Source organism: Pseudomonas sp. Sample_20 (assembly GCF_004307585.1).
Taxonomy (GTDB): domain Bacteria; phylum Pseudomonadota; class Gammaproteobacteria; order Pseudomonadales; family Pseudomonadaceae; genus Aquipseudomonas; species Aquipseudomonas atacamensis.
Window position 1 is genome coordinate 1 of record NZ_RCOA01000035.1, and the last position, 24,168, is coordinate 24,168.

Genomic DNA, 24,168 nt, shown 5'->3' on the forward strand with positions numbered 1-24,168 from the left:
CGCAGGCCGTCGCCACCACCGGTTTTCTCGATCAGGATGCGCGCCAGCAGACGGCCGATACGACCGAAGCCGTAAAGAACAACGTCGGTGCCTTTGCGGGCCGAGGCGTTCTGCTGGCCAACCACGTCAGCCATCTCTTCACGCACGAACTGCTCGGCGCTGCGGCCGTTGCCTTCATTGCGGAATTTGAACGCCAGCTTGCCCAGATCCACCGACGCCGCGCCGAGCTTGAGCTCGCTCATGGCCTTGAGCAGTGGGAATGTTTCGTGGACGGAGAGTTCGCTGTCGTCCGAAGAACGGTGGCGAGCAAAGCGGTGAGCTTTGAGAATCGCGATGACAGACTGGTTGATCAGGCTGCGGCCATAGATCGAGCTAACCACGTTGTTATTGCGGTAGAGCTGACCGATAAGCGGGATCATCGCTTCTGCGAGTGCTTCACGGTCGATCCATTCACCAAGACACTGGTCGGGCTTCTGAGTCACGGTAACCTTCCACATGTAGGGGCAGAAAAAAGGGGCTACATTATGCCGCCGACAAGCCCTTTCAGCAATGCGCGCTTGTCGCGCAATCGGTAACAAAATCCCGTTCAAAAAATTTACGCCTTTCTCCAGCCCAGTAAAACCGGGGCTTTCAGCGCAGTCAATTTTTCGACGACTGTTAGACGATGTCTGTAACCCTCCGTAACACTACCCCGTTTCGGCACTACATAATCATGAAAAAAGTGCTCGTTTTTATGGTTACCACTACATTTCGTCCAAACCGTGAAGATAGACGCAGTCTGCAACTGACAGGCGGCACCGGAGGCCGCTACAATTACCGACTTTGTCGCAACGCCTGGAGCTCAACCTTCCGTGCCTGTTCTGCGTCTACCGCTACTCCCTGCCGAAGCAGGTAAACAGCACTGGGGCAATCTGCCCGGTGCCGCCCTCAGCCTGGCGATTGCCGAGGCTGCCAGCGCTGCCAAGCGCTTTACCCTGCTGCTGACCGCCGACAGCCAAAGCGCCGAACGGCTGGAACAGGAGCTGAGTTTCTTCGCCCCGGATTTGCCCGTACTGCATTTCCCCGACTGGGAAACCCTGCCCTACGACCTGTTCTCGCCGCACCAGGACATCATCTCCCAGCGCATCGCCAGCCTTTACCGCCTGCCGGAACTGGCCCACGGCGTGCTGGTGGTACCGATCACCACCGCCCTGCATCGCTTGGCGCCGACCAAATTCCTCCTCGGCAGCAGCCTGGTGCTCGATATCGGCCAGAAGCTCGACGTCGAACAGATGCGCGCGCGGCTCGAAGCCAGCGGCTATCGCTATGTCGACACGGTGTACGAGCACGGCGAGTTCACCGTACGCGGCGCGCTGATCGACCTGTTCCCGATGGGCAGCAAACTGCCGTATCGCATCGACCTGTTCGATGACGAAATCGAAACCCTGCGCACGTTCGATCCGGAAACCCAGCGTTCGATCGACAAGGTCGAGTCGGTCAAGCTGCTGCCGGCCCGCGAGTTTCCATTGCAGAAAGACGCAGTCACCCGCTTCAAGGCGCGTTTCCGTGAGCGCTTTGACGTCGATTTTCGCCGCTGCCCGATCTTTCAGGATTTGAGCAGCGGTATCACCCCGGCCGGTATCGAGTACTACCTGCCGCTGTTCTTCGACGAAACTTCGACGCTGTTCGATTACCTGCCTCAGGACACACAAGTGTTTTCGCTGCCGGGCATCGAGCAAGCGGCGGAAAACTTCTGGAACGACGTGCGCAATCGTTACGAAGAACGCCGCGTCGATCCTTCGCGTCCTTTATTGCCACCGGCCGAACTGTTCCTGCCGGTAGAGGATTGCTTCGCGCGCCTGAAGAATTGGCCACGCGTCGTTGCCAGTCAGCAGGACGTTGAAAGCGGCGTCGGCCGTGAGCGCTTCCCGGCCCATGCGCTGCCGGACCTGGCCATCGAAGCCAAAGCCACGCAACCACTGGCGGCGCTGGCCGGTTTCCTCGAAGAATTCCCCGGTCGTGTGCTGTTCACCGCCGAATCGGCGGGTCGTCGCGAAGTCCTGCTGGAACTGCTGGAACGTCTGAAGCTGCGGCCGAAAACCGTCGACAGCTGGCCGGACTTCGTTGCCAGCAAGGATCGTCTGGCGATCACCATCGCACCGCTCGACGAAGGTCTGCTGCTCGACGACCCGGCGCTGGCGCTGGTAGCGGAAAGCCCGCTGTTCGGCCAACGAGTGATGCAACGTCGCCGCCGCGAGAAGCGCAGCGACGTCAGCAACGATGCGGTAATCAAGAACCTCACCGAACTGCGTGAAGGCGCGCCGGTGGTACATATCGACCACGGCGTCGGCCGCTACCTGGGCCTGACGATTCTGGAAATCGACAATCAGGCCGCCGAATTCCTCACCCTCGAATACGCCGAGAACGCCAAGCTTTACGTGCCGGTGGCCAACCTGCACCTGATCGCGCGCTACACCGGCAGCGACGATTCGCTCGCGCCGCTGCATCGCCTCGGCTCGGAAACCTGGCAGAAAGCCAAGCGCAAAGCCGCCGAGCAGGTGCGTGACGTCGCCGCCGAATTGCTCGACATTTATGCCCGTCGCGCCGCCCGCGAAGGTTATGCCTTCGCCGATCCGAAGGCCGATTACGCGACGTTCAGCGCCGGTTTCCCGTTCGAAGAAACACCCGATCAGCAAGCCACCATCGAGGCCGTGCGCGAAGACATGCTCGCGCCGAAACCGATGGATCGCCTGGTCTGCGGCGACGTCGGCTTCGGCAAGACCGAAGTGGCCATGCGCGCCGCGTTCATTGCCGTGCACGGTGGTCGTCAGGTGGCGATTCTGGTGCCGACCACCCTGCTCGCCCAGCAGCACTACAACAGTTTCCGCGACCGCTTCGCCGACTGGCCGGTGACCGTGGAAGTGATGAGTCGCTTCAAGTCGGCCAAGGAAGTCAACGCGGCGATCGCCGATCTGGCGGAAGGCAAGATCGACATCGTCATCGGCACGCACAAACTGCTCTCCGACGACGTGAAGATCAAAAACCTCGGGCTGGTGATCATCGACGAAGAACACCGTTTTGGCGTACGCCAGAAAGAACAGCTCAAGGCCCTGCGCAGCGAAGTCGACATTCTGACCCTGACCGCGACGCCGATTCCGCGCACGCTGAACATGGCGGTGTCGGGCATGCGCGATCTGTCGATCATCGCCACGCCGCCAGCGCGTCGCCTGTCGGTGCGCACCTTCGTCATGGAACAGAACAAGAGCACGGTCAAAGAGGCTTTGCTGCGTGAACTGCTGCGTGGCGGTCAGGTGTACTACCTGCACAACGACGTGAAGACCATCGAAAAATGCGCCGCCGATCTCGCGGAACTGGTGCCGGAAGCGCGCATCGGTATCGGCCACGGGCAGATGCGCGAACGTGAACTCGAACAGGTGATGAGCGACTTCTACCACAAGCGCTTCAACGTGCTGATCGCCTCGACCATCATCGAGACCGGCATCGACGTGCCGAGCGCCAACACCATCATCATCGAACGCGCCGACAAGTTCGGCCTGGCCCAGCTGCACCAGTTGCGTGGTCGTGTCGGCCGCAGTCACCACCAGGCTTACGCCTACCTGCTGACACCGCCGCGCCAGCAGATCACTTCCGACGCGGAAAAGCGTCTGGAAGCGATCGCCAATACCCAGGACCTCGGTGCCGGTTTCGTGCTGGCGACCAACGACCTGGAAATCCGTGGCGCCGGCGAACTGCTCGGCGATGGCCAGAGCGGGCAGATTCAGGCCGTCGGTTTCACCCTGTACATGGAAATGCTCGAGCGCGCGGTGAAGTCGATCCGCAAGGGCGAGCAGCCGAACCTCGATCAACCGCTGGGTGGCGGCCCGGAAGTCAATCTGCGGGTGCCGGCGCTGATTCCGGAAGATTATCTGCCGGATGTGCATGCGCGGTTGATTCTGTATAAACGCATCGCCTCGGCCACCGACGAGGAAGGCCTCAAGGACCTGCAGGTGGAGATGATCGACCGCTTCGGTCTGTTGCCGGAACCGACCAAGAACCTGGTGCGGATCACCGCGTTGAAATTGCAGGCGGAAAAGCTCGGCATCAAGAAAGTCGACGGCGGGCCGCAAGGCGGACGCATCGAGTTCGAAGCGCAAACGCCGGTTGACCCGATGACCCTGATCAAGCTGATCCAGACGCAGCCCAAGCGCTACAAGTTCGAAGGCGCGACGATGTTCAAATTCCAGGTGCCGATGGAGCGCCCGGAAGAACGTTTCAATACTGTCGAGGCGCTGTTTGAGCGTCTCATCCCGAAATCCGCTTGAAGGACGCCCGATGCGCCTGTTCCGCTCTCTGACTTTGTTGCTTGCACTTGCAGCACCGACGGCGTTTGCCGATGACACGTATCAGGTCGAAATGATCCTGGTGCGCCAGAATGCCGTCCCGGCCATCGTCAGCCGCGCCGCCCCGGAAGACTGGGCCGCAGGCGCCCAGCGTCTGGGCAGCGACAGCCAGCGCACCCCGGCGCTGAATGATGTAGTGAACAAACTCACCGCCAGCGGCGAGTACACCGTGCTGATGCACAAAGCCTGGCAGCAGAGCCTCGGCGAAGCGCCGGCGAAAGTCGCAGTGAGCGAAGGTCAGGAGCAGTTCGGCCAGTTCCCCATCGAGGGCACGCTGGAAATGAAACTCGGCCGCTTCACCGACGTGACCGCCGATTTCTGGGTCAATCAGATCGACGCCAATGGCCTGGTCACTGCCAGTGAGCGCCTGCGTCAGGACAGCCACACCAAGAACGGCCAGCTCAATTACCTCGACAACGGCCACCTGGCCCTGCTGATCAAGATCACTTCCCTGACCGCGCCAGCGCCTCGCGAAGCGCCTGAAGTCGTGCCGGACTGATCGAAGTCCTTATGCCGCCGCCCCTGAGCAAACCGCTGGCCCCGTCGTGGGTCAGCCGATTCAAAGAACAGAGTCTGGAGCGCGGCCGCCGCTACGCTTTGGAGAATCGAGTGCGCATCGCCCAGGTCGGCGATGCGACCATCACCGCCAGTTGCGAAGGTTCTGGCGGCAGTGTCTACCGGCAGACCATTCATTTGCGCGAATCAGCCAAAGCGACGCTGCTGCTGGTCGACGCCACCTGCACCTGCCCGGTGCGCAGCAACTGCAAACACTGCGCGGCGGTGCTGCTGAAAATCCAGGAAACCCTCGACTACCCCGCCGCCGCTAAAGATGCCGAGCTGCTGGAGAAGCTCCAGGCCGTGCTGGAAAACCGCAGCCCGAAAGCGCCGCCGCAAGTGTTGGTGGACAACGTGCAACCGGTGCCGCGCCTGTGGCTGGCGAGCGTCGAGTTCAGCGCCTTCGAGCCGCGCAACGGCAAGATGCAGCGCTACATTCAGCATCGTGCGGCGCTGTCGTTCAGCTATCTGGACGAATACGTCAGCGGGCAAAAACACAGCGATATCCTGATCCGTCAGGAAGCCCAGACCCTGCGGATAAAACGCCACCCGGATGTCGAACAGTCCTACCGCGAACAGTTGCGCATCCTCGGTTTCCGCATCGCCACCCGGCAGAGCAAAGCGCTGCCGGAAAGCGCCGGCGAACTCTACGAGATGGTCAACGACAGCGCCTGGCTGACCTTCACGCTGAATGACTTGCCGAAATTGCGCAGCCAAGGCTGGGAGTTGCAGATCGATGAGGAATTCGGCTTCGACCTGACCGCCGTCGACGACTGGTACGCCACCGTCGAACAGGCGCCGGAGCGCGACTGGTTCGATCTGGAACTGGGCATCATCGTCAACGGCGAGCGCCTGAGCCTGCTGCCGATTCTGCTGAATCTGATGCGCTCGCACACCGAGATCCTCAACCCGGAACGCCTCGCCCGCCGTCGCGATGACGAGCTGATTCTGGTGAACATTCCGCAACGCACCAGCGAGCATGGGCCGTTGCAAGTGGCGCTGCCGCTCGGTCGCTTGAAGCCGGTATTGATGACGCTGGGCGAGTTCTATTTGCAGGAGCCGGGCGAAACCACCCTGCGCCTGAGCAAGGCTGACGCCACCCGGCTCAATTCGCTGGAAGGCCTGCCGCTGTTGTGGGAAGGCGGCGAGCAGATGCGCACCTTCGCCCAGCGCCTGCGCGACATCCGCGATTTCAGCGCCGAAGCGCCGCAAGGTCTGAATGCAACGCTGCGCCCGTATCAGCTCGAAGGTTTGAGCTGGATGCAATCGCTGCGGCAACTGGAGGTCGGCGGGATTCTTGCGGATGACATGGGCCTGGGCAAAACCCTACAGACCCTGGCGCATATTCTCAGCGAGAAGAACGCCGGACGCCTCGATCGTCCGTGCATGGTGGTGATGCCGACCAGCCTGATCCCGAACTGGCTCGATGAGGCGGCGCACTTCACCCCGCAGCTGAAAGTCCTCGCGCTGTACGGCGCCACGCGCAAAAAGCACTTCGACAATCTGGCCGACTTCGACCTGATCCTCACTACTTACGCCCTGTTGCCCAAGGACCTCGAGCGCCTGGCCAAACAGCCGCTGCACGTGCTGGTGCTGGACGAAGCGCAATACATCAAGAACCCCAACAGCAAAGCCGCTCAGGCCGCGCGCGAGCTGAACGCGCGCCAGCGCCTGTGCCTCAGCGGCACGCCGCTGGAAAACCACTTGGGCGAGCTGTGGTCGCTGTTCCACTTCTTGCTGCCGGGCTGGCTCGGCGACGTGAAAAGTTTCAATGCCGATTACCGCGTGCCGATCGAAAAGCGCGGCAGTGAAGTCAGACTGCAGCACCTCAACGGTCGGATAAAACCGTTTCTGCTGCGCCGTACCAAAGAGCAGGTCGCCACGGAGCTGCCGCCGAAAACCGAAATCATTCATTGGGTCGAACTCAACGAAGCGCAGCGCGACGTGTACGAAACCATGCGCTTGGCGATGGACAAGAAGGTCCGTGACGAGATCACTCGCAAAGGCGTGGCACGCAGCCAGATCATCATTCTCGAAGCATTGCTCAAGCTGCGCCAGGTCTGCTGCGATCTGCGCCTGGTCAACGACGCCACCCTGCCCGCGCGCGGCAGCACTTCGGGCAAGCTCGACAGCCTGATGGAAATGCTTGAAGAATTGTTCGAGGAAGGTCGGCGGATTCTGCTGTTCTCGCAATTCACTTCGATGCTGACATTGATCGAAGAGGAATTGAAAAAGCGCAAGATCGCTTACGCGCTTCTCACTGGCCAGACCCGTGACCGGCGTACACCGGTGAAGGAATTCCAGAGCGGCACGCGTCAGATCTTTCTGATCAGCCTGAAGGCCGGTGGCGTCGGTTTGAACCTCACCGAAGCCGATACGGTGATTCACTACGACCCGTGGTGGAACCCGGCAACCGAGAATCAGGCGACTGACCGGGCCTATCGAATCGGCCAGGAAAAACCGGTGTTCGTCTACAAGATAATTGCCCGGGGCACAGTGGAAGAGAAGATTCAGCACCTGCAGAAGGAAAAGTCAGACCTGGCAGCGGGCGTGCTCGATGGGCGCAAGGCCGGGGACTGGAAGTTGCAGAGCGATGATATTGAAGCGCTGTTTGCGCCGTTGCCGGACAAAATCGACAAGCGTTGAAAGCGGCGTCGCTGGTTAGATAGCTATCGCTGGCAAGCCAGCTCCCACAGGGTTATGAGCTGTACCGAAGATTGTGACTCTACTCGATATCTGTGGGAGCTGGCTTGCCAGCGATGGGGTCATCCGATATTGCGCAGTCACTCAGTGCTCAACCCTTGGAAGCCGGCAACGGCGCAAACAGCGCCTCGATATCACTCTGTTCCAGTTTGAATCCGCCCGTCGTGCCACCCTCAAGCACCGCCCCGGCCAGCGCCGCTTTCTCCTGCTGCAACGCCTGGATCTTTTCCTCCACGGTACCTTTGGCAATCAACTTGTAGACGAACACCGGATTGTTCTGCCCGATGCGATACGCCCGATCAGTCGCCTGATTCTCCACTGCCGGGTTCCACCACGGATCGAAGTGAATCACCGTGTCCGCCGCCGTCAGGTTCAGACCGGTACCGCCGGCCTTGAGGCTGATCAGGAACAACGGCACCTTGCCGCTCTGAAAATCCTTCACCGGCGTGCGCCGATCGGTGGTGTCGCCGGTCAGCAACGAGTAGGCAAGCCCGCGTTGCTGCAACTCCTGCTCAATCAGCGCCAGCATCGAGGTGAATTGGGAAAACAGCAGAATGCGCCGACCTTCGCCGAGCAATTCTTCGAGCATCTCCATCAGGCTGATCAGCTTGCCGCTGCCCGAGCGCAACGCCTTCGCCGTGAGCGGCATATTGACCAGACGCAGATCGCAGCAGACCTGGCGCAGCTTGAGCAGCGCATCGAGGATGATGATCTGACTGCGCGCCACGCCGCTGCGGGCGATTTCGTCGCGGACCTTTTTGTCCATCGCCACACGCACCGTCTCATAGACGTCGCGCTGACCATCGCTGAGTTCGACCCAGTGGATGATCTCGGTTTTCGGCGGCAACTCGGTGGCGACCTGATCCTTCTTGCGCCGCAGCAAAAACGGCTTGATGCGCGCGGTCAGGTGCTGCATGCGCTGGACATTGCCGTGTTTCTCGATCGGTGTGCGGTAATCGCGGTTGAAGGATTTGCTGTCGCCGAGCCAGCCGGGCATGAGGAAATGGAACTGTGACCACAGCTCACCGAGGTGGTTTTCCAGCGGCGTACCGCTCAGACACAAGCGCTGACGGGCCTGCAAGTCACGCGCGGCCTGGGCGGCTTTGCTCAGCGGGTTCTTGATGTTCTGCGCTTCGTCGAGAATCAGCACGCTCCACGACTGCGGCTGCAAGATTTCCAGATCCCTGGGCAGCAATGCGTAAGTGGTCAGCACCAAGTCGTATTCGCCCAGATTGGCAAAGTCCTTTTGCCGCCCGGTGCCGTGCAGCGCCAGGACTTTCAACTGCGGCGTGAAGCGCTCGGCCTCGTCGAGCCAGTTGGGAATCAGGCTGGTCGGCATCACCGCCAGTGCCGGACAGTCCAGACGCCCGGCGTGTTTCTCCGTGAGCAGATGCGCAAGGGTCTGCAAAGTTTTGCCCAGGCCCATGTCATCACCCAGAATGCCGCCGACCTCCAGCTCGCGCAGGGTCTGCATCCAGTTCAGGCCTTCGAGCTGATACGGACGCAGCTGCGCGTTGAGGCCGGCCGGCGCAGCAACCTGGGCGTGGCTGGAATTCTGCAGACGCTTGGCAAAAGTGCGCAGACGTTCGCCGCCCTGCCAATCCAGCGGCACGCCATCGAGCATACTCAGACGCGCGGCGTCTGGAGCGGTCAAGCGCAGCGCATCACCATGATGGCCGCCCAGGTACAACTCGCCTAGCGTCGCCATCAGCGGTTTGACCCGACTCAGCGGCAACGCGACTTTGGCGCCCGCCGGTTCGCCAAAACCGCTGGGCTTGAGCTCGATCAGGAGTTTTTCATCATCGCTGCGCTGCGCCAGATTGACCGGGTCGAGCAAGCGCGGCTGGGTCCGCAACAGGTGTAGAAGAATCGGCAGCAAGCTGTAGCGCTCGCCGTTGACGACGATACCCAACTGCAAATCAAACCACTGATGCGTAGCCTCTTCTTCAACCTCCGCGTACCACTGCTCAACCGGTTGTACATCGAAATGGAAACCGGGACTGATCTCGATTTTCCAATTTGCGGCGCGCAGCGTGGCCAGCCCTTCGTGCATGAACCCGAGCCAGGCGGAATCATCCGGCAAGGTAAACATCTCGCCAGGACGATCCATTGCACTCTTGCGCGTGGCTTTCTTGAAGCCATGTTTTTGCAGGTTCTGGCGTAGCTTCTTTTCCAGCGCAGGCTGGCGTTGAATACGCTGGGTCTCTGTGCCGCTGAGGATCATCACCTCCGGGTTGCGATCCACCGCCGGATGACCGTTGTAGGTAAACAGCAGAGCGGCGCGGTGTTCCAGCACGTATTCCCAGCGCGAGCGTTCTCGGCCGCTGACCAGGGTCAATTGCGGCTGCGGCAGCACGTCATCGATGATCCGTTCGGTGAGCTTGTGCGGTGGCGCAATTTGGGTCGCCGCGCTCATGCGATGGCTGAACTGCATGGCCTGACGCGCCGGAATGTCTGGCGCCAGGGTCAAATGGCAGGCGAGCTTTTCTTCCAGCTCAGTGAACAGCGGGCCAACCTGGCGCTGCTCACGATCAAGGTAATAAAGCGGCTCCAGCGCCAGCACGGTTTCCTGCGCGGCTTCGGCACTGCTCCATTGCGCGCGGAATCCGCCATCGGCCTGCTCAGCCCAAGAGAACTGACCCACGCGTTTCGCCCCCGGTGTCAGCGCTCGCAGGTCTTCGAAATCGAGGAACAGCCGCGAGGTGCGCAGGAGCATTTCCAGCAGTTCGGCGCCACTGCTGCCTTCCAGCGGATAGCCGCTGTAGTAGGCGTGATGGGAATGCATGGCGACCAACAGCCGGGCGATGCGCAGATCCAGCTCGGACAGGTAGCCGGGCTGGCGCATGAGCATTTCCGCGAGCGAGTACATCGGTTTGACCTCGCGTAACTCGCCGCTCTTGAGCTGGTAGACCTTGAAAATATCCAGGAGCCACTTGCCGTTCGCAGACGTCGGTTTGAGCTTGTAAAACAGACGCGTACCTGCGGTTTGCGCACTTTCTTCAGCGGGCTTGGCCGGCACGGGAATTGTCGAAAGCCAATGCTCCAGCGCTCGTCCCAACGGGGTCTGCGCGTCACTTCCAGACGCATCCTCGCCAGTGCCCAGCAGGTGATAGAGCACCGCTGCGCTGTGCTTGCAGTCCAGTGCAACCGGACAGCTGCACAGACATCGCAAGCTAACCGATCCCAACCGATCTTCTGACAGGTAAATGGTTTGCTCATACGCCTGAAGTTGCGATCCGACGCAGAACGCCTCTATCTTCCTGTCATCGATCTCGAGGATCTCGACCCGGTCATCGGCGGCATAAGCGCGGGCCTTGGCCAACGCCTTGCTGCTGAATGCGTGGGTCCACGTCAGCCCTTTGAGCCGCTCGATGAAAATGCTCATGGACAGTCCTTAGCTGGCCAGCACTCGGGCCAACGTTGATTTCACCTTGCCCATGCCGTCGTGCAGGGCCTGCTCGATTTCGGCCATGGTGATGACTTCGGTGGTCTTGCCGGCTGCAGGATTCACCACCAGCGCCAGACAGGCGTAATCCAGATCCAGCTCACGGGCAAGCGCCGCTTCCGGCATGCCGGTCATGCCGACGATGTCGCAGCCGTCACGCTCCAGTCGCACGATCTCGGCGACCGTTTCCAGACGCGGTCCCTGGGTGCAGGCGTACACGCCTTGATCGCTGAATTCGCAGCCTTCGGCGGCGACTGCTGCAATCAATTGCTGACGCAACGGCTCGCTGTAGGGAAAGCTGAAATCGATGTGGGTGACGTGCTCCAGATCATCGGCGAAATAGGTGTGTTCGCGCCCACTGGTGTAGTCGACGATCTGGTGCGGCACGCAGAAATGCCCGGTGCCCATGGCCGGATGGATCCCGCCCACCGCGTTAACGGCGATGATCGCTTCGGCACCGGCCTGCTTCAACGCCCACAGGTTGGCGCGGTAGTTGACCTTGTGCGGCGGGAAACGATGCGGGTGACCGTGACGGGCGAGGAACAGCACTTCCTTGCCGGCGTATTCACCAATCTGCACCTCGGCCGAAGGCGCGCCGTACGGGGTGTCGACTGCCAGCGACTGGCGAATGCTCAGGCCTTCGAGCTGAGTCAGGCCAGTGCCACCGATGATTGCGTAAACGGTCATAACGAAAAAATCCTTAATCGATCAGTTGAGCGTCTTTGAGCGCGCCGAGGGCGGTGAGCCAACGCGGGTCCTGACGATAATCGGTGCTGGCGAAGGCCTGCCCGCGCATCTTCGCGATGCGCGCGGAAGGCTTGACCTTCATACGCTGGGCAGCACTCAACGCCAGCTCGGCTGCCGCGCGGTCGTTGCACACCAGACCCATGTCGCAACCGGCACTCAGCGCGGCTTCGATGCGGCTGGCAGCGTCGCCGACCACGTGGGCGCCGGCCATCGACAGATCATCGCTGAAGATCACGCCATCGAACTGCAACTCCCCGCGCAGAATCTCCTGCAGCCAGCGTCGGGAGAAACCGGCGGGCTGCGAGTCGACTTGCGGATAGATGACGTGGGCCGGCATGACGGCGGCCAACTGCTTGCTCAAACGGGCGAAGGGCACCAGATCATGGGCGCGGATTTCGTCGAGGCTACGCTCGTCGTTCGGAATCGCCACGTGGGAGTCTGCTTCGGCCCAGCCGTGGCCCGGGAAATGTTTGCCAGTGGCGGCCATGCCGGCGCTGTTCATGCCGCGAATGAATGCACCGGCGAGCAAGGCTGCGCGCTCGGGATCGCCTTCGAATGAACGGGTACCGACCACAGCGCTGCGCTGATAGTCCAAGTCCAATACAGGGGCGAAACTCAGATCGAGCCCGACCGCCAGCACTTCGGTGGCCATGATCCAGCCGCATTGCTTGGCGAGATACTCTGCATTCGGGTTATCGGCGATGGCGCGCATCGCTGGTAGACGGACGAAACCCTGACGCAGGCGCTGCACGCGCCCGCCCTCTTGATCCACCGCCAGCAGCAGATCCGGGCGAATCGCACGGATCGCGGCGCTTAGTTCGCGCACTTGGCGAGGATGCTCGATGTTGCGGGCGAAAATGATCAGGCCGCCCACTTCGGGCTGACGCAACAATTGGCGATCTTCGGCCGTCAGCCAGGTACCGGCGACGTCCACCATCAACGAGCCTTGCAGGCCAGCAGTCATAGAGATTCCTTGAAAACGAAAAACCCGATCTGCTTGCATTCGCTACCGTGGACATTGCCCGGACGGTCAGCAGAATTCATGCAGATCGGGTTCAGTACGAGAGTCGGCATGGCCGGCTAGCTTAGCGGATACCAGCTGCCGCGCCCACCCGTGCGCGGTCAAACCTTGGCGGCGACCGGCATGGATTTGCTGCGCGGACGCAATTGCGCGCTGGCCATGGCTGTATCGGTGACGCCGGTTTCGGCGCGCATGCCGGCAGCGAGGAACGGCACCATCAGGCGCATCACTTGCTCGATGGAAGTATTGACGCCGAAATCGGTCTCGGCAATCGCGCGCAAGGCCTTGATCCCGGACATGCTGAACGCAGCGGCGCCAAGCATGAAGTGCACGCGCCAGAACAGCTCGATCGGCGGAATGCGTGGCGCCGCTTCATTGACCAGCAGCATGTAGCGGCGAAACACCTTGCCGTACATGTCTTCCAGATAACGTCGCAAGTGGCCCTGGCTCTGACTGAACGCGAGGCCGAGCAAGCGCATGAAGATCGACAGGTCATTACCGCTGCGAGGCTGCACGACGAGCGCTTGCTCGACGAGAATTTCCAGCAACTCTTCGAGGGTCGGTTTGTTCTCAGGCTTGGCCTGACGGCGCTCCAGCTCTTTATCGAGGCTCACGCAGAACGGACCGAGGAAGCGCGAGAACACAGCTTGAATCAACGCCTTTTTCGAGCCGAAGTGATAATTCACCGCAGCCAGATTGACGCCAGCCTTGCTGGTGATCAAACGCAATGAAGTTTCAGCGAATCCTTTCTCCGCGAACAACTGCTCGGCAGCATCAAGAATGCGTTCAACGGTTTCCGACTGGGCCATGGCTACTCCGCATGACAAACACTTGTTTGAAACATACGTTTCAGCCTGTGCCTTGTCAAGCCTGCCGGTTCGTTTTGGGAATGGTCGGTCAGCTATTTAACCACACAAGGCGCCAGCATTAATAAGTGCCCTGCGCGACCGCTCGGCGGGCGGCAAAAAAACGCCCATTGCCAAGACCGCTTCACTGTATATAATCCCAGTCACTGTATAAAAAGACAGAGCGATCAATATGCTAAAGCTGACGCCACGCCAAGCCGAGATTCTGGCCTTTATCAAACGTTGCCTCGAAGACAACGGCTATCCGCCCACCCGTGCGGAAATCGCTCAGGAACTGGGTTTCAAATCGCCAAATGCGGCGGAAGAACATCTCAAGGCCCTCGCCCGCAAAGGCGCGATCGAGATGACCCCGGGCGCTTCCCGCGGCATCCGTATTCCCGGCTTCGAAGCCAAGGCCGACGACTCCACCCTGCCGATCATTGGCCGAGTGGCTGCCGGCGCGCCGATCCTCGCCCAGCAGCACATCGAAGAATCCTGCAACATCAACCCGACCTTCTTCCATCCTCGCGCCGACTACCTGTTGCGTGTGCACGGCATGAGCATGAAGGACATCGGCATCTTCGACGGCGACTTGCTGGCTGTTCACACCACCCGCGAAGCGCGTAACGGTCAGGTTGTGGTTGCCCGCATCGGCGACGAAGTGACGGTCAAACGTTTCAAGCGTGAAGGCAGCAAAGTCTGGCTAATCGCCGAAAACCCCGAGTTCGCCCCTATCGAAGTCGACCTGAAAGATCAGGAACTGGTGATCGAAGGCTTGAGTGTTGGCGTCATTCGCCGCTAAAGGAGGCTCCATGCAGTTCCCACACACACCTCAGCAAACACAACTGCCTTTGTTTGAAGCGTTTCTGGCGCAACCGATTGCGCCGATCCTCAAAGACGTGGTCGAGCGTGACTGGAATGCCAAACCTGACGCCTTCAGTGAGCTATCACTGCGTGGTGCGGCCGGGAACTGCCTGAACCTGCTAGCGCCGATCCTGCGTGAATTGAGCGAGGATCAGGATGCGCGCTGGCTGACGCTGATCGCCCCACCCGCCAGTCTGACGCAAACCTGGCTGCGCGATGCCGGCCTGAATCGCGAACGCATTCTTCTGCTGCAACCGCGCGGCACTCAGAGTGCTCAGCAACTGGCGTGCGAAGCGTTGCGGCTGGGTCGCAGCCACACCGTGGTGACCTGGCTAAACCCGTTGAATGCCAATTCGAGGCAACAACTGATCAGCGCCGCGCGTACGGGCGAAGCTCAGAGCCTGAACATTCGTTTGGGTTGATTGATTGGTAATGCGCGCTGTGTGAAGCGCAGGGCTTCTCCAGGGACAGAGAAGCCGATCTGAAGCGCAAGCGACCGAGAAAAGACCAAAGCGTGGATCAATGAAGAACCCGCGGCCCCTCTTCCTTATCAAACTCGCCTTCAACCATACGACCTGCCATCTGCACGCCTACGCTCAACATCGCTTTGGCAATTTCAACGTGCTGGCCTTGCAGGAACGCCTTGGCATCCTCGGAGAAATCCAACGTCACCAGAGAACCTTCGTCCTCGGCCCTGCGCAGTTCGATTCGGCCGTCTGGTAACTCGACAATTTCTAGAAAGGACGTTGGCATATAAGTCTGTTCTCCACGAAAGGCAGCGATTATATAGACATCATTCGAGCTTCGCTCAGGATCTTGACCAGCAGCATGTTTCAGATTGCCACTGCGTCAAATCCAATCAGCACTCATTCAAACCTTCACGGAAACGCAGGGCCAGACCTTTGAGGTTCTGCCGCCAGCTCTCCAGCTCATCTCGACTGAGCTCTTCCGGCGCCTCTTCTTCATCAAGATTAATCGCTTGAATCAGCGGTTGTGTCACGTCGCCTTTTGGCTTGCGTGGCGCCCTCGGTGGCTGAAACAGTGCTGCGTGCGCCGCCAGCAGTTTCGCCAGCCAGGTTTCCGGATTACCTGCCAGCTCGACCATTTCGGCCAACTCCGGAATGGCGATCGACTCCAGCACTTCGCGCTTCAACAACTCCTCTGCCCTCGGCGAATTGGCCTGCGGCAGACGATAAAAGCCGGCGATCTCATGACACAAGCCCAGCAGTGCGCCGTAGAGGTGGAACAACGCCGACTCACGCCCGGCCTGGATCAGCGCCAGAGAATTCATCGCCCGCCCCTCTTCAGCACGAGCCAGAGCTTCGAGTGACAGGCCGGCGAAATAGATCTTCTGGTTGGTGCGGGTATAGAGTTCGTGGGCCATGACGGCAGCCTCCACAACGAAATAATTGCTTCACACAGGTCGGACAGTGTCGTGGATCAGCCGATGCCACCGCAAGCACAAAACAAAAAGGCCGCATGAAACCCTCAAGGTTTCATGCGGCCTTTTCGCTGTTCAGACTAGCGCTTACTCAGCCTTGGCCTTTGCGCTGCGCTTGTCTTCAACAGTCCACTTGCCACCGTCGTAATACGCCTTCCAGCCTGTCGGCTTGCCGTCGACTTCGGTCTGTACGTATTGCTCCTTGGTCTTGCGGCTATAGCGAATGACCGCTGGCAGACCGTCAGGATCCTTTTGCGGAGCCTCGCACAGGAAGTGGTACTTCGGATCGATCTCGTCCTTGTGCGGCAGAATCTCGATCACCAGCGGGGCGCGGGTCTCGCGGTTTTTCGGGAACTGGCTGGCGGCCAGGAACAGGCCGGACGCACCATCGCGCAGGATGTAGGTGTCGTTGACCTTTTCGCATTTCAGCTCAGGCATCTTCACCGGATCCATCTTCGGCGGCGCCGCATCACCGCTCTTCAGCAGTTTGCGGGTGTTCTTGCACTCCGGGTTGGTGCAACCGAAGAACTTGCCAAAACGGCCGGTCTTGAGCTGCATCTCGCTGCCGCACTTATCGCATTCCAGACTCGGACCTTCATAGCCCTTGATGCGATAGCTGCCTTCTTCGATTTCGTAACCGGCGCAATCCGGGTTGTTGCCGCAGATGTGCAACTTGCGCTTTTCGTCCAGCAGGTAGGCGTCCATCGCCGTGCTGCAGATCGGGCAGCGATGCTTGCCACGCAGTACCAGCGATTCCGATTCGCCCTCGTCGTCCGCTGCGATTTCATCGCCCGGCACCAGGTTGACCGTGGCCTTGCAGCGCTCTTTCGGCGGCAGGCTGTAGCCCGAGCAGCCGAGGAACACGCCAGTCGATGCGGTACGAATCTGCATCGGACGACCGCAGGTGGTGCACGGAATGTCAGTCATGACCGGCTGGTTGGCGCGCATGCCGCTGTCCGGGTTTTCCGCTACTTCGAGTTTCTTCTTGAAGTCGCCGTAAAACTCGTCCAGCACGTTTTTCCAGTCGCGCTCGCCCTGCGCCACGTCATCGAGGTTCTCTTCCATGCCGGCGGTGAAGCCGTAGTCCATGAGATTGGAGAAGCTCTCGGACAGACGCTCGGTGACGATGTCGCCCATCTTTTCCGAGTAGAAACGACGGTTGTGCAGGGTCACATAACCGCGATCCTGAATGGTCGAAATGATCGCAGCGTAGGTCGAAGGACGACCGATGCCGCGCTTTTCCATTTCCTTGACCAGACTGGCCTCGGAGTAACGCGCCGGTGGCTTGGTGAAATGCTGCGACGGATCGAGCTTGATCAGCCTCATCACATCGCCCTGCGCCATGTCAGGCAGCACGTCGTCATCGCCAGGCTTGGCAATCTGCGGCATCACCCGGGTGTAACCGTCGAACTTGAGGATACGGCCCTTGGCACGCAGCTCGAAGTCGCCAGCGCCGACGCTGACGGTGGTCGACAGGTATTGCGCCGGAAGCATCTGGCAGGCTAGGAACTGGCGCCAGATCAGCTCGTACAGACGCTCGGCATCGCGCTCCATACCCGCCAGCTTGCTCGGCGTGGTATTGGCGTCGGACGGACGAATCGCTTCGTGAGCCTCTTGCGCGCCTTCCTTGCTGCTGTAAACGTTCGGCGTTTCCGGCAGGTATTTCTTGCCGAACTCGTCTTCGATGTAAGTGCGCGCCATCGCCACGGCGTCGGCCGAGAGATTGGTCGAGTCGGTACGCATGTAAGTGATGTAGCCGGCTTCGTACAGACGCTGCGCCATCATCATGGTTTTCTTCACGCCGAAACCGAGGCGGTTGCTCGCAGCCTGCTGCAAGGTCGACGTGATGAACGGCGCCGATGGTTTGCTGCTGGTCGGTTTGTCTTCGCGCTTGACGATGCTGTAGCTGGAAGACTTGAGCTTCTCCAGCGCAGCCATGGCCTGGGCTTCGTTCAGCGGCTTGAAGGCTTCGCCTTTTTCGCGAGCCACTTCGAAACGCACGGTCGAGCCTTTGGCAGTACCGAGATCGGCATGCACTTCCCAGTATTCTTCGGGATTGAACGCACGGATTTCGCGCTCACGCTCGACCACCAGTTTCACAGCAACCGATTGCACGCGCCCGGCAGACAGACCACGGGCGATCTTGGCCCACAGCAGCGGCGAGACCATGTAGCCGACGACGCGGTCGAGGAAACGACGCGCCTGCTGGGCGTTGACACGATCAATGTCCAGCTCGCCCGGCTCGGAGAAGGCTTCCTGAATCGCCTTCTTGGTGATCTCGTTGAACACCACGCGCTTGTAACGGCTGTCATCACCACCGATGGCTTCGCGCAGGTGCCAGGCAATGGCTTCCCCCTCGCGATCCAAGTCGGTTGCGAGATAGATGGTGTCAGCATCCTTGGCGAGCCGGCGCAGCTCTTCGATGACCTTCTCTTTGCCGGGGAGGATCTCGTATTGGGCTTTCCAGCCGTGTTCGGGATCGACGCCCATGCGCGAGACCAGCTGCTTGCGCGCTTTCTCTTTCGGCGAGAGCACCGGACCTTCGCCCGCAGCAGCCTTGCCGCGCTTGGCGGCTGGCTCTTTGCTGGCGCTAGCCGAACCGCTGGTGGGCAGGTCTCGGATATGGCCGATACTCGACTTCACCACGTATTGGTTGCCCAGATACTTGTTGATGGTCTTGGCCTTAGCCGGGGATTCCACAATGACCAGCGATTTGCCCATGGATCAGAAAATTCCTGAATTCTAGAAGTGAAAGGCGGTTGGCGCCTGACGCGGCACCGCTATATATAGTTGATACAAGGTGAGGTCAAGCGCAGGGTTGTCTGCGCAGTCGCCTCAATCCTTGTCAAAAAGGCTCGGTTCGGCTTGCACCAAAGCAAAGCGCGGCACCTGCTCGCCGTCAACCTCGACCGACTCGACGAACATGCTCAGCGGGCGCACCCAAAAGCCGTAATCGCCATACAGGGCTTGGTAAAAGACCACTTCTTCTTCGGTTTCGGAATGCCGCGCAACACTGAATACACGGTATTGCGGACCTTTGTAATGTTGGTAGAGCCCAGGTTGTATCGGCATGCTTCGGCCCTCACTGAAATCTTTTCAAAAATAAATAAAAAACCCAAAAACAAAAACCGGGGCACTGGGCCCCGGCTTCCATCGACGAGACGCTTAAACGCGTTCGAAGACGGTGGAGATGCCTTGGCCGAGACCAATGCACATAGTGGCCACCCCGAAGGTGCCGCTATTCTGCTTCATCACGTTCAACAGGGTGCCGGAAATACGTGCACCGGAGCAACCGAACGGGTGACCCAGGGCGATCGCGCCGCCGTGCAGGTTAACCTTCTCGTTCATCTTGTCGAGCACTTTCAGATCTTTCAGCACTGGCAAGGCCTGTGCGGCGAAAGCTTCGTTGAGCTCGAAGAAGTCGATATCGTTAATGCCAAGGCCCGCACGCTTCAGGGCTTTTTGTGTCGCCGGCACTGGACCATAGCCCATGATCGCCGGGTCCACACCCGCTACTGCCATCGAACGGATCACCGCCATCGGCTGGATACCCAGGTCCTGTGCACGCTGCGCCGACATCACGATCATGCACGAAGCACCGTCGGTGATCTGCGACGAAGTACCGGCAGTCACGGTGCCGCCCTTCGGATTGAATGCCGGCTTGAGCGCCGCCAGACTTTCCAGGGTGGTTTCCGGACGAATGGTTTCGTCGTAGTCGTACAGTTTCAGGAAACCGTTCTCGTCGTAACCCTGCATCGGGATGATTTCGTCCTTGAACTTGCCTTCCACGGTTGCCTTGTGGGCCAACTGATGGGAACGCACGCCAAAGGCATCCTGCTGCTCACGGGTGATGCCGTGCATCTTGCCGAGCATTTCCGCGGTCAGGCCCATCATGCCCGAGGCTTTCGCCGCATACAGCGACATGTGCGGGTTCGGATCGACACCGTGCATCATGCTCACGTGGCCCATGTGCTCGACGCCGCCGACCACGAACACGTCACCGTTGCCGGTCATGATCGCTTGCGCAGCAGTGTGCAGCGCGCTCATCGACGAACCGCACAGACGGCTGACGGTCTGGCCGGCCGAAGTGTGCGGAATCTGGGTCATTAGCGACGCCATGCGCGCGATGTTCCAGCCCTGTTCCAGGGTCTGGTTGACGCAGCCCCAGATCACGTCCTCGACTTCCGCCGGGTCGACCTTGCTGTTGCGTTCCAGCAGTTTGCTGATCAGGTGCGCCGACATGTCTTCAGCGCGGGTGTTGCGGTGCATGCCGCCCTTGGAGCGGCCCATCGGAGTACGACCGAAGTCGACAATCACGACGTCTCTAGGATTCAAGCTCATAAGTTCACTCTCACTCTAGTTGGGGGCGCTTAACCGAAGAAGCTCTGGCCGTTTTTGGCCATTTCGCGCAGCTTCGCGGTCGGGTGGTACAGCGCGCCCAAATCAGCATACTGGTCAGCCAGGGCAACGAACTCGGCAACACCGATCGAATCGATGTAGCGCAGCGCACCGCCACGGAATGGAGGGAAACCGATACCGTAGACCAGACCCATGTCGGCTTCGGCGGCGGTTTCAACGATGCCGTCTTCCAGGCAGCGCACGGTTTCCAGGCACAGCGGGATCATCATCCAGTTGATGATGTCTTCGTCAGTGACTTCGCGCTGCTCGTAAACGATCGGCTTGAGCACTTCGAGTACCGACGGATCGGCGACTTTCTTCTGCTTGCCTTTCTTGTCGGCCTCGTAGGCGTAGAAGCCCTTGCCGTTCTTCTGGCCCAGGCGTTTGGCTTCGTACAGCACGTCGATGGCCGAACGACGGTCATCCTTCATGCGATCCGGGAAACCTTCAGCCATGACGTCGCGACCGTGGTGACCGGTGTCGATGCCGACCACGTCCATCAGGTACGCAGGACCCATCGGCCAGCCGAATTTTTCCATGACTTTGTCGATGCGGACGAAGTCGACACCGGCGCTGACCAGCTTGGCGAAACCGCCGAAGTACGGGAACAGCACGCGGTTGACCAGGAAGCCGGGGCAGTCATTGACCACGATCGGGTTCTTGCCCATTTTCTTCGCATAGGCAACGGTGGTAGCGATCGCCAGTTCGCTGGACTTCTCGCCACGGATCACTTCCACCAGCGGCATCATGTGCACCGGGTTGAAGAAGTGCATGCCGACAAAGTTTTCCGGACGCTTGAGGGCCTTGGCCAGCAGGCTGATGGAAATAGTCGAGGTGTTCGACGCGAGGATGGTGTCCTCTTTGACCTTGTCTTCGACTTCAGCCAGCACCGCTTGCTTGACCTTCGGATTCTCGACCACAGCTTCGACGACCAGATCGACGTGACCGAAGTCGCCGTACGACAGCGTCGGACGAATGCCGTTGAGCACTTCAGCCATCTTCGCAGCGGTCATGCGACCCTTGTCAACGCGGCCGACCAGCAGCTTGGCGGCTTCGGCCAGACCCTGCTCGATACCGTGCTCGTTGATGTCCTTCATCAGGATTGGCGTGCCTTTGGAGGCCGACTGATAGGCGATACCGCCACCCATGATGCCGGCGCCCAGAACGGCAGCCTGCTTCACGTCTTTGGCGATTTCGTCGTAGGCCTTGGCCTTCTTCTTCAGTTCCTGATCGTTCAGGAACAGGCCGATCAGGCTCTGCGCAGCAGAGGTCTTGGCCAGTTTGACGAAGCCTGCAGCTTCCACTTCCAGTGCCTTGTCGCGACCGAAGTTCGCGGCTTTCTGGATGGTCTTGATCGCTTCAACCGGCGCCGGGTAATTCGGGCCGGCCTGGCCAGCCACGAAACCTTTGGCGGTTTCGAAAGCCATCATTTGTTCAATGGCGTTCAACTTGAGTTTTTCAAGTTTCGGCTGACGCTTGGCCTTGTAATCGAACTCGCCGGAGATGGCGCGCTTGATCAGCTCAAGGGCAGCTTCCTGCAGCTTCTCTGGAGCAACCACGGCGTCGACGGCGCTGACTTTCAGGGCGTCTTCAGGACGGTTTTCCTTGCCGGCGGCAATCCACTCGATGGCATTGTCGACACCGATCAGACGCGGCAGACGTACGGTACCGCCGAAGCCCGGGTAGATGCCCAGTTTGACTTCCGGCAGACCAATCTTGGCCTTGGTGGACATGACGCGATAGTCAGCCGCCAGGCACATTTCCAGACCGCCACCGAGGGCGATGCCGTTGATGGCCGCGACGGTCGGCACGTTGAGGTCTTCGAAATCGCTGAAGATCTTGTTGGCTTCGAGATTGCCAGCAACCAGCTCGGCATCCGGCAGCTTGAAGTTGTCGACAAATTCGGTGATGTCGGCGCCGACGATGAACACGTCCTTGCCGCTGCTGACGATCACGCCCTTGATCGAAGCATCTGCCTTGATGGTGTCTACGGCCTGACGCAGTTCGTTCAGGGTTAGACGGTTGAACTTGTTGACGGACTCACCCTTGAGGTCGAATTTCAATTCGACGATGCCACTTTCAAGAGCTTTAACCGTGATGGCTTTACCTTCGTAAATCATCAACTGATCTCCACGATATGGAAGCTGAACAGTACACGTCGGACGCAGGCTTATGGCTCAGAAGGACGCTTTGCTCGTCGATACTGACACCGTCCGCCTGGCACACCCGCCAACGCGATAGTCGGGATTCTGTAGGAGCAGTCTGTAAGACAAACGCTCAATTCATACGCCCGTTTGATTCGGGTACGTCACCTTCACGGAATTTCTGACAATTGTCAATCGCCCTAAATTCGGGCTGAAATGCGACTTTGCAGTCATTTCTGCACCATGATGAGCAGCAACACCCGTCTCGATGTTGAGCCATTCATAGAATCTATAGTTAGAAGAGTCGCCCTAATTTCCGCCGAGCCCTGTTCAGAAGGCTACGCTGGGGGGACTGCGAGGAAATTTGCCGGGGCGAACAAGCGCCTGCCGCAACAAAAGATTACCGGCCTGCCTGGCCAACCCGCCCGACGAATCATGTCGGGCTTTTTATTGCTCGTCTGCCAGACCTTCCACACCGTTGCAGTGAGAAAAGTCGCCGTTTCACGCCAGCGCTTTCAGCGTCGCGTCGATATCCTGCAGAACCGTCGCCTCGCCCTTCTCGCCCCAGTACAAGGCGATCATCTGCTTGTCCGCTTCGATCTTGAAAACATTCCCCGGCAATTTTTCGAAATAATCGAGCAGGGTCCGGTCATCGCAGACTTCTTGCCATTGATTGACCCACACGCCCGGGGTTTTCTGCCAATAGGTCCAGCACGCCGGTTGACTGCCACGCCGCGGCCGGTGGAACTGGGCGCACGGATTCGGCGGCTCCGGCAGCAGCCAGTGCGGCCACTCCTGCGGCGCCAGCTGCATGGCCAGGCCGATGCGTCGCGCCTCCATGCGCAGGGCCATGCGCCCGCTCTGCGTGCGCGATGGGCGCAACCATGCCAGCGGGCTTAAAACTACCAGCAGGATTGACACCACCAGCCAGACCGTCATATCTGTACTCCCGATTTTTGATGAGCCCATTGTGTCACTTGCGAACCAATGCGCTTGAAACCAGCCATACTTACCAATATCGAACCCTCAGGAGGAGCACCTCATGCCCTACCACCACATACTGGTCGCCGTAGATCTGACCGAAGAGTGCGACCCTGTGATCCACCGCGCCCGCGAGCTGTCGGTGAGCAACGCTGCCAAGTTGTCGCTGGTGCATATCGTTGAACCTATGGCCATGGCCTTCGGTGGCGACGTGCCGATGGACCTGTCACAACTGCAACAACAGCAGTTTGATCAGGCCAAGGAGCGTCTTGAAAAACTCAAATCGAAATACCCCGAGCTCGAAGGCGCCAATTGCCATCTGACCTACGGCCAGCCACGCCAGGAAATCCATCATTTTGCCAAGGAACAAGCGTGCGATCTGATCGTGGTCGGCAGTCACGGCCGTCATGGCCTGGCACTGCTGCTCGGCTCGACCGCGAATGACGTGCTGCACGGCGCACCATGCGATGTACTGGCGGTGCACCTGGTCAAACGTTGATCTGTCTTGCTCTTTGTGGGAGCGAGCCTGCTCGCGAATACGTCGGCACATTCAATATGAGTGGTGCCTGACACACCGCCTTCGCGAGCAGGCTCGCTCCCACAGGTGACCTGCTCCCGCCTGTAGATCGCGTTACATATGAAAAG

General features: G+C 59.8%; 17 protein-coding genes and 1 pseudogene. 6 read left to right on the plus strand and 12 right to left on the minus strand.

Features of this window, described 5'->3' with window-relative positions:
- A pseudogene (locus D8U70_RS08890) lies at window positions 1–497 on the minus strand (glyceraldehyde-3-phosphate dehydrogenase); the annotation flags it as partial.
- A gap of 354 nt (window positions 498–851) precedes the next feature.
- Here D8U70_RS08890 and mfd point away from each other — a divergent pair.
- The 3 genes from mfd to D8U70_RS08905 are packed head-to-tail and all read left to right on the plus strand — an operon-like array spanning window position 852 to window position 7,580.
- On the plus strand, window positions 852–4,301 hold the full coding sequence (gene mfd / locus D8U70_RS08895; RefSeq protein ID WP_024013632.1) for a transcription-repair coupling factor: 3,450 nt from the start codon (window positions 852–854) through the stop codon (window positions 4,299–4,301).
- A gap of 10 nt (window positions 4,302–4,311) precedes the next feature.
- Entirely contained in the window at window positions 4,312–4,878 is a 567-nt protein-coding gene (locus D8U70_RS08900; RefSeq protein ID WP_056791507.1) for a CsiV family protein, read from the plus strand.
- A gap of 11 nt (window positions 4,879–4,889) precedes the next feature.
- A complete protein-coding gene (locus tag D8U70_RS08905) occupies window positions 4,890–7,580 on the plus strand; it encodes a DEAD/DEAH box helicase (protein ID WP_130928662.1) in 2,691 nt (896 codons plus the stop codon).
- Window positions 7,581–7,728: 148 nt separating this feature from the next.
- Here D8U70_RS08905 and D8U70_RS08910 read toward each other — a convergent pair whose 3' ends face one another.
- From D8U70_RS08910 to D8U70_RS08925, 4 genes are all read right to left on the minus strand, one after another.
- On the minus strand, window positions 7,729–11,022 hold the full coding sequence (locus D8U70_RS08910; RefSeq protein WP_130928663.1) for a DEAD/DEAH box helicase: 3,294 nt from the start codon (window positions 11,020–11,022) through the stop codon (window positions 7,729–7,731).
- A 9-nt stretch (window positions 11,023–11,031) separates the two neighbouring features.
- Window positions 11,032–11,769 (minus strand): S-methyl-5'-thioinosine phosphorylase, encoded by a 738-nt coding sequence (locus tag D8U70_RS08915; protein ID WP_071173058.1) that lies wholly within the window; start codon window positions 11,767–11,769, stop codon window positions 11,032–11,034.
- A gap of 13 nt (window positions 11,770–11,782) precedes the next feature.
- The gene (gene nagZ, locus D8U70_RS08920; RefSeq protein WP_177433954.1) at window positions 11,783–12,781 is read right to left on the minus strand and encodes a beta-N-acetylhexosaminidase; all 999 of its coding nucleotides are present in this window, start codon (window positions 12,779–12,781) and stop codon (window positions 11,783–11,785) included.
- 170 nt (window positions 12,782–12,951) lie between these two features.
- Window positions 12,952–13,659, minus strand: a complete 708-nt coding sequence (locus tag D8U70_RS08925) for a TetR/AcrR family transcriptional regulator (RefSeq protein ID WP_016775489.1) — start codon at window positions 13,657–13,659, stop codon at window positions 12,952–12,954.
- Between the two features lie 229 nt (window positions 13,660–13,888).
- Here D8U70_RS08925 and lexA point away from each other — a divergent pair, with 229 nt between their 5' ends.
- Both lexA and sulA read left to right on the plus strand, forming a co-directional pair.
- Window positions 13,889–14,497 carry a transcriptional repressor LexA gene (gene lexA / locus D8U70_RS08930; RefSeq protein WP_016775490.1) on the plus strand — a complete coding sequence of 203 codons (609 nt, stop codon included), beginning with the start codon at window positions 13,889–13,891 and terminating at the stop codon, window positions 14,495–14,497.
- Between the two features lie 10 nt (window positions 14,498–14,507).
- Window positions 14,508–14,981: an SOS-induced cell division inhibitor SulA gene (sulA, locus tag D8U70_RS08935; RefSeq protein WP_041477346.1), complete on the plus strand. Its 474-nt coding sequence runs from the start codon at window positions 14,508–14,510 to the stop codon at window positions 14,979–14,981.
- A gap of 97 nt (window positions 14,982–15,078) precedes the next feature.
- Here the strand turns inward: sulA and D8U70_RS08940 are convergent, their stop codons facing one another.
- The 7 genes from D8U70_RS08940 to D8U70_RS08970 form a co-directional block, all read right to left on the minus strand.
- Window positions 15,079–15,312: a hypothetical protein gene (locus tag D8U70_RS08940; RefSeq protein WP_003226592.1), complete on the minus strand. Its 234-nt coding sequence runs from the start codon at window positions 15,310–15,312 to the stop codon at window positions 15,079–15,081.
- Between the two features lie 106 nt (window positions 15,313–15,418).
- The gene (locus D8U70_RS08945; RefSeq protein WP_041477347.1) at window positions 15,419–15,943 is read right to left on the minus strand and encodes a DUF6586 family protein; all 525 of its coding nucleotides are present in this window, start codon (window positions 15,941–15,943) and stop codon (window positions 15,419–15,421) included.
- Between the two features lie 144 nt (window positions 15,944–16,087).
- Window positions 16,088–18,721: a type I DNA topoisomerase gene (topA, locus tag D8U70_RS08950; RefSeq protein ID WP_130928664.1), complete on the minus strand. Its 2,634-nt coding sequence runs from the start codon at window positions 18,719–18,721 to the stop codon at window positions 16,088–16,090.
- A 114-nt stretch (window positions 18,722–18,835) separates the two neighbouring features.
- Window positions 18,836–19,072 carry a DUF1653 domain-containing protein gene (locus D8U70_RS08955; protein ID WP_071173061.1) on the minus strand — a complete coding sequence of 79 codons (237 nt, stop codon included), beginning with the start codon at window positions 19,070–19,072 and terminating at the stop codon, window positions 18,836–18,838.
- A 93-nt stretch (window positions 19,073–19,165) separates the two neighbouring features.
- The gene (gene fadA / locus D8U70_RS08960) at window positions 19,166–20,341 is read right to left on the minus strand and encodes an acetyl-CoA C-acyltransferase FadA (protein ID WP_016775495.1); all 1,176 of its coding nucleotides are present in this window, start codon (window positions 20,339–20,341) and stop codon (window positions 19,166–19,168) included.
- A 29-nt stretch (window positions 20,342–20,370) separates the two neighbouring features.
- Window positions 20,371–22,518, minus strand: a complete 2,148-nt coding sequence (gene fadB / locus D8U70_RS08965) for a fatty acid oxidation complex subunit alpha FadB (protein WP_024013640.1) — start codon at window positions 22,516–22,518, stop codon at window positions 20,371–20,373.
- Between the two features lie 525 nt (window positions 22,519–23,043).
- Window positions 23,044–23,481 carry a hypothetical protein gene (locus D8U70_RS08970; RefSeq protein ID WP_110603450.1) on the minus strand — a complete coding sequence of 146 codons (438 nt, stop codon included), beginning with the start codon at window positions 23,479–23,481 and terminating at the stop codon, window positions 23,044–23,046.
- 103 nt (window positions 23,482–23,584) lie between these two features.
- Here D8U70_RS08970 and D8U70_RS08975 point away from each other — a divergent pair, with 103 nt between their 5' ends.
- The gene (locus D8U70_RS08975; RefSeq protein ID WP_016775498.1) at window positions 23,585–24,022 is read left to right on the plus strand and encodes a universal stress protein; all 438 of its coding nucleotides are present in this window, start codon (window positions 23,585–23,587) and stop codon (window positions 24,020–24,022) included.
- Window positions 24,023–24,168: the final 146 nt, after the last annotated feature.

Excerpts from the sequence above, each read along its gene's own strand:
- D8U70_RS08900 (WP_056791507.1), top strand. The coding sequence starts at position 4,312 with ATGCGCCTGTTCCGCTCTCTGACTTTGTTGCTTGCACTTGCAGCACCG.
- D8U70_RS08905 (WP_130928662.1), top strand. The coding sequence starts at position 4,890 with ATGCCGCCGCCCCTGAGCAAACCGCTGGCCCCGTCGTGGGTCAGCCGA.
- D8U70_RS08910 (WP_130928663.1), bottom strand. The coding sequence starts at position 11,022 with ATGAGCATTTTCATCGAGCGGCTCAAAGGGCTGACGTGGACCCACGCA.
- D8U70_RS08915 (WP_071173058.1), bottom strand. The coding sequence starts at position 11,769 with ATGACCGTTTACGCAATCATCGGTGGCACTGGCCTGACTCAGCTCGAA.
- D8U70_RS08925 (WP_016775489.1), bottom strand. The coding sequence starts at position 13,659 with ATGGCCCAGTCGGAAACCGTTGAACGCATTCTTGATGCTGCCGAGCAG.
- lexA (WP_016775490.1), top strand. The coding sequence starts at position 13,889 with ATGCTAAAGCTGACGCCACGCCAAGCCGAGATTCTGGCCTTTATCAAA.
- sulA (WP_041477346.1), top strand. The coding sequence starts at position 14,508 with ATGCAGTTCCCACACACACCTCAGCAAACACAACTGCCTTTGTTTGAA.
- D8U70_RS08940 (WP_003226592.1), bottom strand. The coding sequence starts at position 15,312 with ATGCCAACGTCCTTTCTAGAAATTGTCGAGTTACCAGACGGCCGAATC.
- D8U70_RS08945 (WP_041477347.1), bottom strand. The coding sequence starts at position 15,943 with ATGGCCCACGAACTCTATACCCGCACCAACCAGAAGATCTATTTCGCC.
- topA (WP_130928664.1), bottom strand. The coding sequence starts at position 18,721 with ATGGGCAAATCGCTGGTCATTGTGGAATCCCCGGCTAAGGCCAAGACC.
- D8U70_RS08955 (WP_071173061.1), bottom strand. The coding sequence starts at position 19,072 with ATGCCGATACAACCTGGGCTCTACCAACATTACAAAGGTCCGCAATAC.
- fadA (WP_016775495.1), bottom strand. The coding sequence starts at position 20,341 with ATGAGCTTGAATCCTAGAGACGTCGTGATTGTCGACTTCGGTCGTACT.
- fadB (WP_024013640.1), bottom strand. The coding sequence starts at position 22,518 with ATGATTTACGAAGGTAAAGCCATCACGGTTAAAGCTCTTGAAAGTGGC.
- D8U70_RS08970 (WP_110603450.1), bottom strand. The coding sequence starts at position 23,481 with ATGACGGTCTGGCTGGTGGTGTCAATCCTGCTGGTAGTTTTAAGCCCG.
- D8U70_RS08975 (WP_016775498.1), top strand. The coding sequence starts at position 23,585 with ATGCCCTACCACCACATACTGGTCGCCGTAGATCTGACCGAAGAGTGC.